This is a genomic window from Nocardia brasiliensis (genome assembly GCF_011801125.1).
Taxonomy (GTDB): Bacteria; Actinomycetota; Actinomycetes; order Mycobacteriales; family Mycobacteriaceae; genus Nocardia; species Nocardia brasiliensis_C.
This window is the reverse complement of sequence record NZ_CP046171.1, coordinates 5,936,349-5,950,673: the sequence shown is the minus strand read 5'-3', so window position 1 is coordinate 5,950,673 and position 14,325 is coordinate 5,936,349. Positions and strand designations below refer to the sequence as shown.

Annotated in this window: 11 protein-coding genes; 4 read left to right on the top strand and 7 right to left on the bottom strand. The window is 69.3% G+C overall.

What is annotated here, in order from left to right; all coding sequences use genetic code 11:
• Positions 1 to 32: 32 nt before the first annotated feature.
• From F5X71_RS26980 to F5X71_RS26960, 5 genes are all read right to left on the bottom strand, one after another.
• Positions 33 to 962 carry a MurR/RpiR family transcriptional regulator gene (locus F5X71_RS26980; RefSeq protein ID WP_167464532.1) on the bottom strand — a complete coding sequence of 310 codons (930 nt, stop codon included), beginning with the start codon at positions 960 to 962 and terminating at the stop codon, positions 33 to 35.
• Positions 959 to 2,122, bottom strand: a complete 1,164-nt coding sequence (locus F5X71_RS26975) for an anhydro-N-acetylmuramic acid kinase (protein ID WP_167464531.1) — start codon at positions 2,120 to 2,122, stop codon at positions 959 to 961. The genes F5X71_RS26980 and F5X71_RS26975 overlap by 4 nt, the downstream gene beginning before the upstream one ends.
• Entirely contained in the window at positions 2,122 to 3,648 is a 1,527-nt protein-coding gene (locus F5X71_RS26970; RefSeq protein WP_167464530.1) for a sodium:solute symporter, read from the bottom strand. Before F5X71_RS26970 ends, F5X71_RS26975 begins: the two co-directional genes overlap by 1 nt.
• Before the next feature lie 73 nt (positions 3,649 to 3,721).
• Complete coding sequence (locus F5X71_RS26965; protein ID WP_167464529.1) at positions 3,722 to 4,648, bottom strand: BadF/BadG/BcrA/BcrD ATPase family protein; 927 nt, start codon at positions 4,646 to 4,648, stop codon at positions 3,722 to 3,724.
• Positions 4,649 to 4,745: 97 nt separating this feature from the next.
• Entirely contained in the window at positions 4,746 to 5,300 is a 555-nt protein-coding gene (locus F5X71_RS26960) for a hypothetical protein (RefSeq protein ID WP_238815491.1), read from the bottom strand.
• A 429-nt stretch (positions 5,301 to 5,729) separates the two neighbouring features.
• On the opposite strand from F5X71_RS26960, the gene F5X71_RS26955 reads away from it, so the two are divergent.
• The 4 genes from F5X71_RS26955 (at position 5,730) to F5X71_RS26940 (ending at position 9,827) form a co-directional block, all read left to right on the top strand.
• The gene (locus F5X71_RS26955; RefSeq protein WP_167464527.1) at positions 5,730 to 6,716 is read left to right on the top strand and encodes a CorA family divalent cation transporter; all 987 of its coding nucleotides are present in this window, start codon (positions 5,730 to 5,732) and stop codon (positions 6,714 to 6,716) included.
• A 138-nt stretch (positions 6,717 to 6,854) separates the two neighbouring features.
• Positions 6,855 to 8,477, top strand: a complete 1,623-nt coding sequence (locus F5X71_RS26950) for an ABC transporter substrate-binding protein (RefSeq protein ID WP_167464526.1) — start codon at positions 6,855 to 6,857, stop codon at positions 8,475 to 8,477.
• Between the two features lie 113 nt (positions 8,478 to 8,590).
• Positions 8,591 to 9,022 (top strand): ATP-binding protein, encoded by a 432-nt coding sequence (locus F5X71_RS26945; RefSeq protein ID WP_167464525.1) that lies wholly within the window; start codon positions 8,591 to 8,593, stop codon positions 9,020 to 9,022.
• On the top strand, positions 9,012 to 9,827 hold the full coding sequence (locus F5X71_RS26940; RefSeq protein WP_167464524.1) for an RNA polymerase sigma factor SigF: 816 nt from the start codon (positions 9,012 to 9,014) through the stop codon (positions 9,825 to 9,827). Before F5X71_RS26945 ends, F5X71_RS26940 begins: the two co-directional genes overlap by 11 nt.
• A 26-nt stretch (positions 9,828 to 9,853) precedes the next feature.
• On the opposite strand, the gene F5X71_RS26935 is transcribed toward F5X71_RS26940, so the two are convergent.
• Both F5X71_RS26935 and F5X71_RS26930 read right to left on the bottom strand, forming a co-directional pair.
• A complete protein-coding gene (locus F5X71_RS26935; RefSeq protein WP_167464523.1) occupies positions 9,854 to 11,479 on the bottom strand; it encodes a BCCT family transporter in 1,626 nt (541 codons plus the stop codon).
• A gap of 53 nt (positions 11,480 to 11,532) precedes the next feature.
• On the bottom strand, positions 11,533 to 14,244 hold the full coding sequence (locus F5X71_RS26930) for a discoidin domain-containing protein (protein WP_238815489.1): 2,712 nt from the start codon (positions 14,242 to 14,244) through the stop codon (positions 11,533 to 11,535).
• Positions 14,245 to 14,325 lie beyond the last annotated feature (81 nt).

Genomic DNA, 14,325 nt, shown 5'->3' with positions numbered 1-14,325 from the left:
CGCCAACTCCGGGGGTCGAGCGAAAGCCGAGCTCACGGAGATTTCCGGAGTGCGCGTGGGATCCTGCGGTCGGCGACCGCGTCGTAGGTGCGCCGCAACGCCGCCGCGGCCGTCGGAGTGCGTTGCAGCACACCGACGTAGAGCGCGTCGACGACGAGCAGCTGACTCATCCGGCTCGCCATCGCGGCGGAGCGGAAGCCGTCCTCGCGCCCGGCCACCAGCACCGTGTGCGCGGCGGCCCTGGCGAGCTTGGACTGCGGGCCCGCCGTGACGGCCACGGTCGTGGCCTGCCTGCCGCGGGCGTGCTCGAGGGCATCGACGATCGCGGCGGTCTCCCCGGAATGTGAGAAGGCGATGAGCACATCGCCCGCCCCGAGCAGGCTGCCAAGCACCAGCGCCTCGTCCTCGGAGGTGCAGGCGTCGCACCACATTCCGATCCGGGCGAGCTTCTGTGCCATGTCCGTCGCGACCAGTCCGGACGCGCCGATGCCGATGAGTTCCACCCGGCGCGCGTGCACCAGGGCTTCGACCACCGCGAGCATCGTCGCCGGATCGGCGAGCTCGGCGGTGGCCAGCATGCCCTCGGTTTCGAAGGCGGTGAGCTTCTGCAACACCTTCGACAGCGGGTCCTCGGCATCGATGTCGGTGGCGAACACGGGTTGCCCGTCGTCCTTGGCGGTGGCCGCCAGGGCCAGACGCAGCTGTGGATAACCCTCGTAGCCGAGCGCTTTTGCCAGCCGGACGACCGCGGAGGTGCTGGTCTCGGCGCGTGCGGCCAGCTCGCTCACGGTCAGGTGCGCGACCCCGGCGGGATCGTCGCGGATCACCCTGGCCAGCCGCAGTCCGGCAGGGGTGAGGCTGGGCAGCGCCCCCAGTAATCGCGTGCGTACGTCGTCACCTTCCGGACCACCCGGCACCCGGACACCACCCTTCGTCGAAACGCGCTGTGTTGCTTCGGTCATCGCGGCACCACCGTCAGCCGCCGGGGTGGGGTACCCGGTGCGGCGGGAAGTACGAGCGGCCGCGCGCCGGGCGTGATCGAGCCGAGCACCCGCGCGTGGCGCGCGCCGGTGGTCGCGGGATCGGTGCCGGCGAGCCCGTGCACGGTCAGGAAGCCGAGGACGGCGAAGGCCGCGGCTTCCTTGGCGGCCGAAGGCAATCCGAGTTCGTCGGAGGTGCGCAGCGTAGTCGAGCCCAGTTGGGCGCGCAGCATCGCCAGCAGCGTCGGGTTCAGCGTGCCGCCGCCGGAGACGATCACCTCGTCCGGCGCGAACGGGGCCAGCGCGTCGGCGATGGTGCGCGCGGTCAGGGCGGTCACGGTGGCGACGATATCGTCACCGGACAACGGGTGGTCCCGCAACACGCGTGCGAGGTAGGCGCTGTTGAACAGCTCTTTGCCCGTCGTCTTCGGCGCGGCCGCCCGGTAGTAGGGTTCGGCGAGAAGGGCTTTCAGCAGCGCCTCGTCCACCGTGCCGCGCGCGGCGCGGCGTCCGTCGCGATCGAACAGTTCCGCGCCGTCGGTCGCCGCGGCGACGGCGGCGTCGATGAGCGCGTTGCCCGGTCCGGTGTCGAAGGCCACCGCGGGCGTGCCCGTCACGGTCGCGTTGGCGATACCGCCGATGTTCAGCGCGGCCGCCCGACCTGCGCGTCCGGCCAGCCACAGCAGATCGAACAGGGCGACCAGCGGAGCGCCCTGCCCGCCCGCGGCGATATCGCGCGGGCGCAGGTCGCTGACCACCGGCAGCCCGGTGTGTTCGGCGATCCAGGCCGGTTGGCCGAGCTGCAGGGTGCCGTGCGCGCGGCCATCGGTCACCCAGTGGTACATCGTCTGACCGTGCGAAACGATGAGATCGGCGGCGCCACCGAAGAATTCGTGCACCGCGGCGTCGGCCGCCGCGGCGAACTCCTGGCCGATCGCGGTATCGAGCCTGCACACCGTCGCCAGGTCGATCGAGCCGGGCGGCAGCGCGGCGATGAGTTCGGCCCGCAGCTCGGCGGGGTAGGGGCGGCTCAGCAGGCCGGCGAGTTGGACCTCGATCGTATTGTCCCGCAGGGATATCGCCGCGGCGACCGCGTCGATGGCGTCGTGCGAGGTGCCCGACATCAACCCGACGACGCGCACTAGACCACCGCCTCGACCGGCTCGGGTTTCGGCTCAGGCGCGGGATGGGACAGGCTGCTCACGCCGCCGACCACCAGCGTGACGAGCACGCCGATCGGTACCAGCCACTGCGCGGCGATGCCCTTCGGGGTGGCCACGCCCGCCACCATGACGTCGATCTTGACCACCCGCACCACGAAGGTCATCACGATCACCGTGACCACGAAGGCGACGATGGCGTCGAACTGGTTGGCCCGCTTGACCAGCCGGCCCAGCAGGAACGCGCCGAGCAGCGCGCCGTAGGTGTATCCGGCGATGGTGAGCGCGGTCAGGTAGACGTTGCCGGTGGTCGCGCTGAAGCCCATCGCGAACACCGCCATCAGCACCGCCCAGGCGAGGGTCATGTAGCGGGCCAGCTTCAGCATGGCCTGGTCGGAGATCTCGCGCTTGGCGAAGCTGCGGATGATGTCGGCGACCGTCGAGTTCGCCATCGAGTTCAGCGCCGAGGACAGCGAACCCATTGCGGCGCCGAGGATTCCGGCGACGAGCAGCCCGGAGATCACCACCGGCAGGCCGTGCAGGATGAAATGCGGGTAGATGTTGTCGGTGGTGGCGAGGCCGAGTTCTTTGGGTGTCTTGCCGTCGTTGTAGGACCACAGCAGCGCGCCGACCAGGGAGAAGGCGGCGAACTGGATGGCGACGAAGACGCCGGAGCCGATCATCGCCTTCTGGCTGTCGCGCAGCGAGCGGGTGGCCAGGATGCGTTGCACGATCAGCTGGTCGGAACCGTGCGAGGCCATGGCGAAGATGGCGCCGCCGACGATCGCGGTCGGCATGGCGAAGGGGCTGGTCAGGATGTGCGCCAGGCCGAAATCGGTGTCGAAGACGGTGAACTTGCCCGCGTGCAGGGCATCGGCCCACCCCGATGCGCCGACGTGACCGGTGAGCACGCCGATGGCGATGAGCGCGCCGGACAGATACAGGCCCATCTGTAGCGCGTCGGTCCAAATGACGGCCTTGATGCCGCCGAGGTAGGTGTAGACGACCGTCAGCAGGGTCAGCGCGATGATGATCACGTCGTAACCGAGGTCGATACCGAACTCGCTGAGCAGCAGCTTGATCGGAATGGCGGAGGCGAACAGCCGCACGCCCTCGGCGAGCAACCGGGTGAACACGAACGTCACCGAGGCCACGCCCTGCAGATAGCGGCCGAATCGCAGCTCCAGGTATTGATAGGCGCTGACGAATCCGCCGCGCTTGTACAGCGGGATCAGGGCGGTCGCCACGATCGTGCGGCCGATGATGTACCCGAGTGCCAGCTCGACGTTGCCGAAGGCCTGGTCGGTGTACGCGCCACCGGGCACCGAGATGACCGTGAGCACGCTGGTCTCGGTGGCCACCACCGAGAAGCACACCGTCCACCAGGGCATCCGGCCCTCGCCGACGAAGTAATCGCTGCTGGACTTCTGTTTGCCGGACAGCCGTAGGCCGATCCACGCCACGGTGATCAGATAGACGACGATGACGGCGACGTTGAGTGCGTTCATCGCAGCTCCTAGGTGACGCGGCGTGCTGATTGCAACTTAGTGTCAGCCGTCACATCGTCTCTGTCAATGATTGTCAGCTGATTCGTACCACCAATTTCTCCAACACCGTAGCCGGGTCGGCGGCCAGGAGGGCGGCGCCGTCGATCGGGCCGCCCAGCGCGGTCCGCCGCTCGATGAGCTGCGCGATCTCGTGATCGAGCGGATCGAGCAGGGCCGCACCGAGATTGACCAGTCCGCCGGTGATCGCATAGGGGACCGGCGGCCGCAGACCCGAGCGCGCGACGGCCGCGCGCACGGTGCGGCCCAGCGCCCGGCCCGCCGCGGTCATGACGGCCGCGGCGGTGTCGTCGGTGGCGGCCGCCGCCGCGACGACCGGGGCGAAGCGTGCGGCGAGGAGCGCGGGGTTCTCGTGCTCGCCGAGGTGCCTGGGCAGTTCGTCGAGCGGGACCCCGTAGGTCTCGACGGCCGCGGCGGCGAGCGCCGTGCACACGGCGCGGCCATCGTGCGCGCGCAGGGCCGCACGCAATCCCTCGGTGCCGATCCAAGCGCCGCTGCCTTCGTCGCCGAGCAGCGGGCCCCAGCCGTCGGTCCTGGTGAAGCGGCCCGCGTGGTCGACCGCGGTGGCCACCGCGCCGGTGCCCGCCGCGAGCACGACACCCGGCCCGCCGCCGAGCGCGCCGGCGTGCGCGGTGACCGCGTCGGAGGTGACCGCGACCGATCGCGCGCCGGGCAGCTCGACCAGCGCGCGGGCCAGCAGCGCGGCGGCCTGCGGGGCGGCGACCGCGCCCGCCGCCCCGACCAGCAGCGCGAATCCGGTGGCGGGCGGGGTGAGGCGCGCGACAACGGCGCGGATCGTTCGTTGCGCCGCCTCGACGCCGCCCGCATTGGCCAGGCCGGGCGCGCCGGTACCGGTGGCGGAGTCGATCTCGCGGCCGTCGCGCCGCAGCGAGGCGCGGCAGCCGGTCTTACCGAGATCGAGCGCTAGCACATGGTCGGTCATGGCGACCATCATGCCCAGCGGTGGCGGGGCGATACCCGCGCGTGCGGCAACGGCGCGCCGACGCGGGGTCTGCCGCGTCGGCCGCGCCGTGCGCGAATTACGGTGTGGAGTAACCGATCAGGGCGCCGATGCCCGCGCCGATCGGAATGGTGACCAGGGCGCCGACGCCGCCGAGGAAGAACCCGATCACCGCGCCGATGCCCGCGCCGATCAGGGCGCCGATGCCCGCGTTGTACTGCTTGCGCGCGATGGTGTCGTCTGCCTGATCGACGAGTTGGGCCAGGTGCGCGCTGGTTTCGGGCGCGCTGATCGGAGTCAGCGTCACGGTGCGGCCCGCGTCGCTCAGCTGTGGCCGCAGCGCGACCGGCGCGCCGTTGGCCGCGAACGAGCTGGGCAGCGTGGCGATCACGGTGCCCGCGTCGTCGGTCAGCGTGACCGCCGCGCCGTCGCGGGTCAGCGTGAACGCACCCGCGTCGACTGTGGTGCGCACCGCGCGCCCGTCGGTGGTCGTGGTGAAGCCGATGCCATGATCGACGCCGTACGCGCTGACCTCGGCCGATGGTGTCGCCAGCGGTTCGGCGGCGACGGTTCCCGCGGTGATTCCGGTAGCTCCTACCGCGAGAACCGCGGTGGCAAATCCCTTGATTTTCATCGTGTTTCCCCACATGTTCTGCTCGGCCACGACGGTCGGTAGTTCGGCGTGAAAGCGGATCAGGCCGTCTTCATTCTCGCGCGGTGGCCGGAACCGAGTGATCGATTCCGCGAATTCCGCGCAACGAAATCCGATGCGTCACACCGCGAAATGGCCAGCAGCGCAGGGGTTCCTGCCGCCATTTCCCGAGTTGCCCTGATATCGCTGGAAACTCGATATTCGGCCGGGTGCACAGCTCGTTTGGGCAGGTTACCGAGCGCGGCCGCGGCCGCAGCCGGCGCGGGATTCGGTTTCGGGGCCCGGTGATTAGCGCGACCCCGCGAAAACAATGGGAAAACTGAACTCCGTTGCCGCGCTGTTCGCCCAGTGGTCGCTGTCCCGACGCCGGCAACATCCGGACCGGTTGGTTGTCCTGCGCATGATGCCGCAATGATCACCGAAGCTGCTGTGTATCTCGACGGCGTGACCCAGGTGGGGATGACGGGCTACGGTCCGAACTGGCGCCAACCGGGCGCCTTCGCATGGGTCAGCGTGCGCGAGCCCGACGACGGCGACCTCGCGCGCCTGCACGAAACGGTGGGCGTTGCCCCGCAGGCCATCTCGGCCGCACACGACGATCTGCAACGACCCGGCATGCAGGTGGTCGGGGACACGGTGCTGCTCGCCCTGACCACCGGCCACTACCGTCCCGAGAGCATGACGGTCGACCTCACCGACCTGGTGCTGGTGGTCGGACCCGACTACGTGGTCACCCTCAGCGACGCGGACCTGCCCGGATTCGCCGCGCTGCGTGCGGAAGTGGAAGACGGCAGGACCGAGTTGCGCGGCGGTCCGCTCGCGCTCTTGCACGGGATGCTCGAGCTGGTGATCGACAGCTTCGCGACCTTGATCGAGGACATCGATCGCGAGATCAGGCTGCTCGAACGCGAGGTCTTCGCGGGCCGCGGCACCAACCTGGTCGCCGAGATCTATCGGCTGCGCAGGCTGCTGCTCGAGGTGGAGCAGACCACCGGCCGGTTGGTCGACGAACCGCTGGAACGGCTCATCCGCCGCCGCCTGCCGCGCTGGGTCGGCATGGACCCGTGCGCCGCGAGTGTCGGTGAGCAGGCGCTGCACGAGATCGATCGGCAGGTGCGCTACCTCGACAGCCGGGTCCGCGGCCGCCGCGCCCTGCTCGACGGCGTGCTCGACGTCAATCTGACCCAGGTCGGGCTGCGGCAGGCGCAGGACATCCGCAGGATCGCGGCCTGGGTCGCCACCGCCGCGGGGCCCGCGCTGATCGCCGGGATCTACGGGATGAACTTCGCGACGATGCCCGAACTGACCTGGGTGTACGGGTATCCGGTCGCGCTCGCCGCGATGGCCGTGCTCGCGGTATTCCTGCAGGTGCTGTTCCGCAAGAAGGACTGGCTGTAAAACACGCCGTGGGCCGCAAGTTGTGGATCTGATGACAGCGCTTGCCGGAATCGCTACTGTCCGAGGACATTCAAGGCGGATCGTGTCGGCACGCGCTGGTGACCTCACGCGTGTCACGGGTTCCCTCCATTTCTCGACATGGGGAGAAACGCAGTGAGATTCACAAGAGCTGGTGCGTTGACGGCGGCGTTGTTGTTGGCGGCGAGCCTCGGGCTGTCCGCGTGCTCGTCCGAGGACAGCACCGACGCTGGCATCGTGACGACCAATATCACCGAGCCACAGAACCCGATCCAGCCGGCCAGCACGAACGACAACAACGGCAGCCGGATCGCCGACCGGATATTCGCGGGTCTGAAGTATTACGACGCCGACGGTGAAGCGCACAACGACATGGCGCAGTCCATCGAGACCACCGACCGGAAGAACTACCGGATCACCATCAAGCCGGACTGGAAGTTCACCGACGGCACACCGGTGACCGCGAAGTCCTTCGTCGACGCCTGGAACTACGGCGCGCTCAGCACCAACGCGCAATTGCAGGGCTATGTCTTCGCGCCGATCGTCGGGTACGACGCCGTGGCCGCGGAAAAGCCCACCGCGCAGACGATGTCGGGCCTGAAGGTGGTCGACGAGCACACCTTCACGGTGGAGTTGTCCCGGCCGTCCATCGACTTCGAGCTGGCGCTCGCGTTCACCCCGTTCTATCCGCTGCCCGAGGCCGCGTTCAAGGACATGAAGGCCTTCGGCGAGAACCCGATCGGCAACGGGCCCTACAAGTTCGCGCGCACTGGCGCCTGGGAGCACAACGTCAAGGTCGATCTGGTCGCGAATCCGGACTACAAGGGCGCGCGCCCGGCCAAGAACAAAGGCATCCGGTTCGTCATGTACCAGTCCTTCGACACCGCGTACGCGGACCTGATCGCGGGCAACCTCGACGCGCTCGACACCATCCCGGACAGCGCGCTGGCCTCCTACAAACAGGACCTCGGCGACCGGGCGATCACCAAGCCGACCGCGCAGAACCAGCATGTGAGCAGCCAGTCCAATATCCCGCATCTGTCCGGTGCGGAGGGCGTGCTGCGCCGCAAGGCGCTGTCCATGGCGATCAACCGGGAACAGATCTGCGAGAACATCTTCCACGGCACCAGGGTGCCCTCACGCGACTTCACCGCGATCACGCTGCCCGGCTTCGACGGGAACCTGCCCGGCTCGGAGTTCCTGAAGTACAACCCGGAAGAGGCCAAGAAGCTGTGGGCCCAGGCCGATGCCATGTCCCCGTGGTCGGGTCGCTACGAGATCGCCTACAACTCCGACGGCGGGCACCAGGCCTGGATCGAGGCGGTCGCCAACAGCATCAAGAACACCCTCGGCATCGAGGCGATCGGCGCGCCCTACCCGACATTCAAGGACATCCGCAGCGCGATCACCGCGCGGACCATCGGCAAGGCGTTCCGTTACGGCTGGCAGGGTGACTACCCGACCATGCTGCAATTCCTGACGGCGCAGTACTACACCGGTGCGGGCACCAACAACATCGACTACAGCAACCCCGAATTCGACCGTCTCATCGATGCCGCGCTCGCCGCGCCGTCGCTCGAGGAGTCCTACAAGTTCGTCGCGCAGGCGCAGACCCTGCTGTTGCGCGACATGGCCGACATCCCGGTGCTCGACTTCATCGCCACCGCAGGTCTCGGAGAGAAGGTGAAGAAGGCCGAACTCACCTGGAACGGCCAATTCGACTTCGAGAACATCGAGAAGTAACCCCCGTGCGAGCCGCGCCGTCGGATAATGTCGGCGCGGCTCTGCGGTGGCCACCCCGCCCCGGGTAGGCTGACGCGTCGGTCGAGCACGTAGCGCACGAGGGTGGTGGCGGAATGAGTGAACGGGTATCGGAATCCGTGACGGAGACGACGACGGTCGCCGTGACCGTTCCCGCGACACCGGAGCAGCTGACCATGCTGCGCGCGCTCGCCGAAACCGTGCTGCTGATCGCGGACTTCGGGTTGGACGAGGTGACCGACATCCGGCTCGCGCTCGACGAGATCGCGACCGTGCTGCTGCAGGACGCGGTGCCCGGCTCGACCATCTCCTGCGCCTTCACCTATCGCGATGGCGTGCTCAACGCCGCTATCCGCGCGGTGGGCAGCTCCGAAACCGAGGTCGGCACAGGCAGTTTCGGCTGGCACATCGTGCAGACACTGACCGACTCGGTCACCGCGACCAGGGCGCCGTTCGATGCCGCGGTGGCGGGCTACCCGACCGTCGTCGAATTCGTCTGGGCCCGGGGCGCACTCGATGAGCAATGAAGCGCCCCGGTCCGGTGTGGGCCAGCAGCCGCGGCGACGCGGTGGCGACAGCTACGACAATATCGAGCCGCAGTTCCTGGAGCTGGCCGCGCTCGACGCCGACGATCCAGCGCGCGCGGCACTGCGCGAGGAACTGATCGAGCGCTGCCTGCCGCTGGCCGAGCACATCGCCCGCAAGTTCACCGGGCGCGGTGAGAACTTCGATGATCTGCTGCAGATCGCGCGGGTCGGCATGGTCGCCGCGGTGGACCGGTTCGATCCCACCCAGGGTTCGCCGTTCCTGGCGTTCGCGGTGCCGACCATCATGGGCGAGGTGCGCAGGCACTTCCGGGATTACACCTGGTCGGTCCGGGTTCCCCGGCGGCTCAAGGAGATTCAGCAGACCATCGCGCCCGCGATCGAAACGCTCGCGCAGCGGCTCGGCCGGATGCCCAAGGCGCGCGAGATCGCCGAGGAACTCGGCGTCGACCTCGTCGAGGTGACCCAGGCGCTGATCGCGCGCAACGCCTACCAGACCTCCTCGATCGATGCCGGCTCCGACAGCGACGACGAGAACGCGCCGCGTTCACCGCTGGACAGCCTGGGCGCCGAGGAGCCGCGGTACCGCACGGTCGAGGACTACCTCGCGGTGCGGCCGCTCATCGCGGCCCTGCCCGAGCGGGAACGCCAGGTGCTGGTGATGCGCTTCTTCGAGTCCAAAACCCAGGACCAGATCGCCGCCCACCTGGGCGTCTCTCAGATGCAGGTCTCCCGCATCCTCGCCAAAACCCTCAGCACCCTGCGCGAACAAGCCCTCCGCGACTGAACGCCCGCCCGGGATACCCGGCCCGGCTACGGGGGTGGGGTGCGGCGGCGGGGTTTGCGGTCGTGGTCGTCGATCGCCTCGCCGACCATGGCGCGTACCGCGTCGCGGAGGCCGTAGAGGGGGTGGTGGGCGGCGGGGCCGGCGCCGGGGTCCTCGCGTAGTTCCTTCAGCAGGGCCCAGCAGAGGGCGAGCATCACCAGGACGAAGGGGAGCGCGACGAGGATCGTCGCGGTTTGCAGGGAGCCGAGCCCGCCCTCGACCAGCAGCACGGCGGCGACCGCACCCATCAGGATGCCCCAGGTGACGACCAGCCAGGACGGCGGATTGAGCGCGCCGCGGCTGGTCAGCGAGCCCATCACCAGGGAGGCCGAATCGGCGCTGGTGACGAAGTAGGTCATCACCAGGATCATCGACAGCCAGGAGGTGACGGTGCCCAGCGGCAGCGCGTCCAGCATGTCGAACAACGACGCCTCCGCGTCGGCGGCGTTCGCGGCCAGGTCGGCGATGCCGGTGCTGCTCAGGCGAATGGCGCTGCCGCCCATGATGCAGAACCACACGATGGTGACGCCGCTGGGTACCAGCAGCACGCCGATCAGGAACTCACGGATGGTGCGCCCGCGCGAGATCCGCGCGATGAAGGTGCCGACGAACGGTGCCCAGGACAACCACCAGGCCCAATAGAAGATCGTCCACTTGCCGAGCCAGGCGGAGTCGGCGTACGCGCCGGTCCTGGTGGCCATCGGCAGCAGGTTGGTCAGGTAGTTGCCGATGCTCGACGGAATGCTGTCCAGCACATAGACGGTCGGGCCGAGCACGAAGACGAACACCATCAGCAGCGCGGCCAGCGCGATGTTCACCGTGGACAACCATTTGACGCCCTTGTGCAGGCCGGAGAAGGCGGACAGGACGAACGCGGCGCTCAGCGCGCCGATGATGATCAGTTGCACGGTCACCGTGTCCGGCGCGTTAGCGGTGAGCTGCAGGCCCTTGGCCACTTGGAGCGCGCCCAGCCCGAGGCTGGTCGCGGTGCCGAACACGGTGGCGAACACCGCGAGCAGATCGATCGCCTGCCCCTGCCACCCCGCGGCCCTGCGGGCGCCGAGCAGGGGAACGAAGGCGGCGGAGAGCCGATTGCCGCGCCCCTTCCGGAAACCCGCGTAGGCCAGGGCCAGCCCGACGATGCCGTAGATCGCCCACGGCGTGAGCGTCCAGTGGAACAGCGAATATTGCAGTGCGGTGCCCGCGGCCGCGGTGCTCTGCGGCGCGATGCCGGTCGACGGCGGCGGCGCGACGAAATGCTGCAGCGGTTCCCCGACCCCGTAGAACATCAGGCCGATGCCCATGCCCGCGCTGAACATCATCGCGATCCAGGCGAGGTTGCTGAATTCCGGTTCGGCGTCGTCGCTGCCGAGCCGGATCCGGCCGAACCGGCTGACCGCGATCACCACGCAGAGCACCAGGAAAATGTCGGCGGACACCACGAACAGCCAGTCGAAGTTGCCGAGCACCCAGTCCAGTGCGGTCTTGGAGGCGGTGCCGAAACTGTCCTTGCCCAGGGCCGCCCATCCGACGCCCGCCACCACCGTGGTGACGCCGATGCCGATGAGTCGCAGATCCGGCGTGGTCGATGTCTTCTTTGTATCGTTAGCCATCGCCCTCCACTATGGTCGGTTTCCGCCGAACGACCGAATGGACGCGCCGCCGCTCACCGTGGTGCGGCATAGATCTCGAGCTCGCGCAGATCCGCTCGGGCCGCCGGGTCGGCGGGGGCCAACGTCAATCGCAGATAGCGGGTGGTGACCGGGCGGGTCGGCGCCCCGGTGGCCGGATCGAGCGGCACCGTGGTCCACGTGTGATTGTCCGGCGATGCCGCGACGGTGCTCGTCGGCACCGGGCCGGACCAGCGCGGCAGCACCCGGCCGATCGATGTTTCGGCGCCGAGATCGACGGTGAGGTCGGCGGGTCCGGCACCGGGCGACCAGCCGGTGCCGACGCTGCCGTCGACCGCGGCGTCGGCGTAGCGGCCGGGTTCCTCGGCGCTGGCCGTGACGGATGTGCAGCGGGCGAGATTGTCGGTGGGTGCGCGATCCGGGCGGCGGGTCGGCAGGGTCAGCGGCTCGTCGCGGCCGACCGTCACGACGCCGGTCGGGGTCCGCACACGCATTGCCGCACCGTCCCGCAGCACGATCCTGGTCTGCTCCGGCCCCAGTTCGGCGTCGAAAGTCCTTCCCTGCCAGTTCATTCCGCGCAGCCGCACCCCGGTGCTCAGCTCCGGCGGCAGCATCGGGTCGACGCGTAGCTCCTCGGCGCGCTGGCGCAGGCCGAGCAGCCCGCTGGTGAAGGTCTGCAGGAATCCGCCCGCGGCCGTGACGAAGGTGAACGCGGGCGCGCCCGCCAGTGCGTCCTCGACGCCGGCCTTGGTGCCGCGGGCCTCGGCGAACTGCCCGAACGGCGCCCGCACGAACGGCCGGACGGCGCGTTCGAGATAGGTATTGGTGGTGCAGCCGGGAACGCCGATGGTCGCGGCGTCGATGGCGTGCACCGAATCGGTCATCGCCGGACCGTCCGGATCGGTGTGCTCGGCGTAGTACTCCAGCGTCTTGGCCGAAACCTTCTGCGACATCGGCCATTCGAGGGGATAGATGAGCAGTACGGTGTCCGCCTGCTTGATCGGTGTGCCGCGATAGCCGTCGTACTGGGCGAAGATCTGCCGTTCGGCGTCGAACGGTATGCGCAGATGATCGGCGATGGCGACCCACTCGGGCGGTGCGGGCGCGCCGAGGAGCTCGGCGGCGCGGGTGGCATTGCGTAACGCGGAGGCGGCCACCGCGTTGGTGTACGCACCGTCGCGCACGCCGTTGCTGTATTCGTCGGGGCCCGCGACATTGTCGATGGAATAGCTGCCGTCGTCGTTCGGTGTCACCCGGGATGCCCAGAACTCGGCGAGATCTCGCATGATCGGCCAGCCGCGCTCGCGCAGGTAGCCGGTGTCGGCGGTGGCCAGATAGTACTGCCACGCCGCGAGCGAGATATCGCCCTGCAGATGGATCTGGGTCAGGCAGTGCGGCGGATCCCAGCTGTGGCATTCGGCGAGTGCGCCCCGGCTCGCGCTGGTCCAGGGATAGAAGGCGCCGCGCAAGCCGAGCTGCGCGGCGTTGGCCCGCGCGGCGGGCAATGTCTTGTAGCGGTAGTCGACCACGGATTTCGCCAGTTGCGGCGCGAAGTGCAGCAGGGCGGGGAACATCCAGATATCGGCGTCCCAGAACACCGCGCCCGCGTAGCCGTCGCTGCTCAACCCGACCGGCGAAATGCTGTTGTCCTGTGCGGGATTCGTGCTCGCGTACAGCGAATAGAGCGCGCCGCGCACCCAGTTCTGCACCTCGGGCGCCCCTGGCGTCTCGATGTCTCCGCGCCACAGTTCGCGCCAGGCCGCGGCCGTGCCCGCGAGCAGGTCCGCCCAGCCCTTGGCCGCGGCCCGTGCGGCCGCGTCGCGCGCCGCCGCGGCGGGGTCGGGCGAGCTGAGCTGGGTGTCGACGCCGACGAATTTGGTTATCTCGTAAGACTTCCCGGATTCGACCGGGAACCTGCTCTGCTGTTGTGCGGTGAGTGCGTCGGCCGGTCCCGGTTGCGTCGGGTGCCCGGTGCGCAGCACGGAGGCGACCTCGCCGGTCACCCCGGTGCCCTCGGTACGGAAGCCGACGCCGATGCCCGCACCGCGCGCGCCGCTGTCGACGGGGGTCAGCCTGCGCGCGCCCGCGCCGTCGAGCAGGTCGGTCACCGTGAGCTCGCCGGACCAGCGCGGTACCAGGGTGAGCCGGACCGCGCCGACGTGCTGGTCGACGCGGTCGGTGAGCACGTCGTACACCAGATCGGTGGCCTTGCCGTCGCGGGTGGTCCAGGTGAGCGTGGTGCGCACCAGCCCACAGCGCAGGTAGCGGGTCTGGGCGAACGCGGTGATCCGCGCGGCTGGCGTCGCGGCGGAGAACGTCTCCGCGCCCACCCCGACGGTCAGCGCAGACCAGTTCGGGATCGCCGCCGCGACTTCTCTGTCGTCGGCCAGGCCGGGCGTGTGCCCGTAGAGCCCGGCCACGAACGCGCCGTCGTAGCGCGGGGTGTACAGCGGCCAACCGGACGGCTCGCCGGTCAGCGCGTAGCCCGCGCCTCGGGGCGGGACGCGCAGCCCGAGATAGCCGTTGCCGACGAACGGGTGCATGTCGAACGCGGCGTCCACCTCGGTATGCGCGGACATCCAACCGGGGTCGGCGGCGGCCGCGTCACCGGGACACACGTGCGCGGTCGCGGCGTCGCCGCCGTGCCGCACGGCGTAACGCACACCGCAGACCACGAGGAGTACCGCGGCGAGGAACGCGGTGACGATCAGGAACCTGGTGCGCGCAGCCAAAACCCGTACCTCCATGTGCCGCATGGACGATCGTGTGGTGCTCGGCGATACGGGGCCCATCGTAGTGTCGCGCCAAGGAGCGGGTCCGTCCGCGGC